This is a genomic window from Mesorhizobium caraganae (assembly GCF_016836705.1).
Taxonomy (GTDB): Bacteria; Pseudomonadota; Alphaproteobacteria; order Rhizobiales; family Rhizobiaceae; genus Mesorhizobium; species Mesorhizobium caraganae.
Window position 1 is genome coordinate 1 of record NZ_JAFCGY010000126.1, and the last position, 474, is coordinate 474.

General features: G+C 74.5%; 1 protein-coding gene. It reads left to right on the top strand.

Features of this window, described 5'->3' with window-relative positions; genetic code table 11:
- On the top strand, nt 1–474 hold a 474-nt coding region (locus tag JQK88_RS35595), incomplete at both ends, for an AMP-binding protein (RefSeq protein WP_203281260.1).

The window sequence follows — 474 nt, forward strand, 5'->3', positions numbered from 1 at the left end:
GTGGTGGCGACCTCGGGCACGCTGCGCGCCGACGACGGCGCGGTGCACATCGGCCGGCCGATCGCCAACACCGCGATCTACCTGCTTGACGCGCACGGCGAACCGGTGCCGCAAGGCGTGGCCGGCGAGCTCTACATCGGCGGCGCCAGCGTCGCCCGCGGCTACCTCAACCGCGCCGAGCTCACCGCCGAGCGTTTTCTCGACGACCCGTTCGCCGGCCGCGAGGGCGCGCGCATGTACCGCAGCGGCGATCTGGCGCGCTGGCGCGGCGACGGCCGCATCGAGTTCCTCGGCCGCAACGACCATCAGGTCAAGATCCGCGGCTTCCGCATCGAACTGGGCGAGATCGAAGCGCGCCTGGCCCGCCAGCCCGGCGTCGCCGAGGCGGTGGTGCACGCGCGCGAAGACAGCCCGGGCGAGCCGCGCCTGGTCGCCTACCTGGTCGGCGCCGACGTGCCGGCGGCCGCGCAGTTG